The 2,764-nt window shown below is 62.6% G+C and carries 2 rRNA genes (1 of these 2 cut by a window edge); both read right to left on the bottom strand.

Features of this window, described 5'->3' with window-relative positions:
* Positions 1–623: ribosomal RNA gene (locus FY258_RS07495) — 23S ribosomal RNA — on the bottom strand; it reaches 2,376 nt to the left of the window's first position.
* A gap of 317 nt (positions 624–940) precedes the next feature.
* Positions 941–2,445: ribosomal RNA gene (locus FY258_RS07490) — 16S ribosomal RNA — on the bottom strand.
* The 16S and 23S rRNA genes sit together here, the layout of an rRNA operon.
* Positions 2,446–2,764: the final 319 nt, after the last annotated feature.

The raw sequence follows: 2,764 nt of genomic DNA, 5'->3' as shown, positions 1-2,764 counted from the left end.
TGCTCCGACGCCTTGCGGGCGCACGGTTTCAGGTACTGTTTCACTCCCCTCCCGGGGTGCTTTTCACCTTTCCCTCACGGTACTGGTGCGCTATCGGTCACATGGGAGTATTCAGGCTTGGAGGGTGGTCCCCCCGGGTTCGGACCGGGTTTCACGTGCCCGGCCCTACTCAGGTACCTCCACCGGGCTCCATCCCAGGGTGCGCCTACGGGGCCCTAACCCTGTGCCGCCGGCCTTCCCATGCCGTTCGGCTCCCCTGGATGGATGCCCGCCGGGAGCGCCAGCTCCCGGGCGGGAGGCCCTACAACCCCGTGGGCGGTAAAGGCTGGCGCCCGCCCGCTCCACGGTTTGGCCTAGGTCCCCTTTCGCTCGCCGCTACTCGGGGAATCTCGAGGTTGATTTCTTCTCCTCCGGGTACTTAGATGTTTCAGTTCCCCGGGTTGTCCCCCTCAGGACTATGTGTTCATCCTGAGGGTGCCAGGACTTCTCCTGGCGGGTTCGCCCATTCGGAGACCCGCGGGTCGAAGGGTGTGTGCCCCTAACCGCGGATTATCGCAGCTTGCCGCGTCCTTCATCGGCTCCATGTGCCAAGGCATCCGCCGTGCGCCCTAGATATCTTCCCGCACGACCGTGCGGGACGCCGTATCTAGACACTTGAATGTCTGGGTGTCGCATACGCTCGGTGGCTCGCGCCACCGGCGATCGTCATGCAACTTACTATATTTGCAGATTGGAAGATATATCTCATATCTCAATATAGAAGAATCGATCAGATCGTTTATAGATCCGTCTTGTCGCTATGCGGCTCTCAAGGTACGCGGGGCTACCCCGGGGACCGGACACGCGAAGGGACGGGACGGTGGGGACTCGGGCACACCTGCGCCGTAACTTTGTGAGATTTGGTTCTCTTGTGCTTTCTGAAAGCGGTATTGCTCCCTAGAAAGGAGGTGATCCAGCCGCACGTTCCCGTACGGCTACCTTGTTACGACTTCACCCCCCTCACCCTCCACACCTTCGGCGCCTCCCCCCTCTCGGTTGGGCCGGCGACTTCGGGTGCAGACGACTCGGGTGGTGTGACGGGCGGTGTGTACAAGGCCCGGGAACGCATTCACCGCGGCATGCTGATCCGCGATTACTAGCAACTCCGACTTCATGGGGGCGGGTTGCAGCCCCCAATCCGAACTGGGGCCGGCTTTCAGGGATCCGCTCCGGCTCGCGCCATCGCATCCCGCTGTACCGGCCATTGTAGCACGTGTGCAGCCCAGGGCATAAGGGGCATGATGACTTGACGTCGTCCCCGCCCTCCTCCGGATTGACTCCGGCGGTCCCGCATGGGTGCCCACCCGGGGTGCTGGCAACATGCGGCGGGGGTTGCGCTCGTTGCTGGACTTAACCAAACATCTCACGACACGAGCTGACGACAGCCATGCACCACCTGTGACCGCTCCTCTCGGCCACCGGGTCTCCCCGGCTTCACGGTCATGTCAAGCCCTGGTAAGGTTCTTCGCGTTGCTTCGAATTAAGCCACATGCTCCGCTGCTTGTGCGGGCCCCCGTCAATTCCTTTGAGTTTTAGCCTTGCGGCCGTACTCCCCAGGCGGGACGCTTAATGCGTTGGCTGCGGCACGGAGGGATCGTCCCCCCACACCTAGCGTCCATCGTTTACGGCTGGGACTACCAGGGTATCTAATCCTGTTCGCTCCCCCAGCTTTCGCGCCTCAGCGTCGGTCTCGGCCCAGAGGGCCGCCTTCGCCACCGGTGTTCCACCCGATATCTGCGCATTCCACCGCTACACCGGGTGTTCCACCCTCCCCTACCGGACCCGAGCCCGGCGGTTCAGGGGGCGGGACGGGGTTGAGCCCCGCCATTTGACCCCCTGCCTGCCGGGCCGCCTACGCGCGCTTTACGCCCAATGAATCCGGATAACGCTCGCCCCCTACGTATTACCGCGGCTGCTGGCACGTAGTTAGCCGGGGCTTCTTCTGCAGGTACCGTCTTGTCTCATCCCTGCTGAAAGCGGTTTACGACCCGAGGGCCTTCGTCCCGCACGCGGCGTCGCTGCGTCAGGGTTCCCCCCATTGCGCAAGATTCCCCACTGCTGCCTCCCGTAGGAGTCTGGGCCGTGTCTCAGTCCCAATCTGGCCGGTCGGTCTCTCAACCCGGCTACCCGTCGTCGGCACGGTGGGCCGTCACCCCGCCGTCTACCTGATGGGCCGCGGAGCCATCCCCTCCCGTCTGGGCTTTGCCCGCGGGGCCATGCGGCCCTGCGGGGTCATCCGGTATTACCCACGGTTTCCCGAGGCTATCCCGGAGGAGGGGGCGGGTTCTCCACGTGTTACTCAGCCGTTCGCCACTCGCTTCCACCCGAGGGTGGGTGCCGTTCGACTTGCATGTGTTAGGCGCGCCGCCAGCGTTCATCCTGAGCCAGGATCGAACTCTCCGTCCAATATGATGGCCGGACATGCGTCCGGTCGCTATCATGGTTGGCGAGGTTGAGCCCGTCCCGACCAGCATTCGCTGGATCGGATTCCATTCGATGTATTAGCGTTCTGTAAACTGGTTAAGGAAAAGTTGAACGGGGCCTGACTAGGTCAGACCTTACACAACTGATCTTGAAAAGTACATCACTGCTGACACCTTCTAAATGGTGTCTCCACTGTTTCCGTCTCTTCGCGGTATCCGGTTCTCAAGGTACCCGCCGCGGGTCGTCCGGCCTCGTCTTCACTCGGCCACCCGCGCGGCAAGGAGATATATTGCCAGAGTCC

Source organism: Collinsella intestinalis (assembly GCF_902364775.2).
In the GTDB taxonomy this organism is placed as follows: Bacteria; Actinomycetota; Coriobacteriia; order Coriobacteriales; family Coriobacteriaceae; genus Collinsella.
Note: the sequence above shows the minus strand (reverse complement) of the source record. Positions and strands in the feature narration are given on the sequence as shown.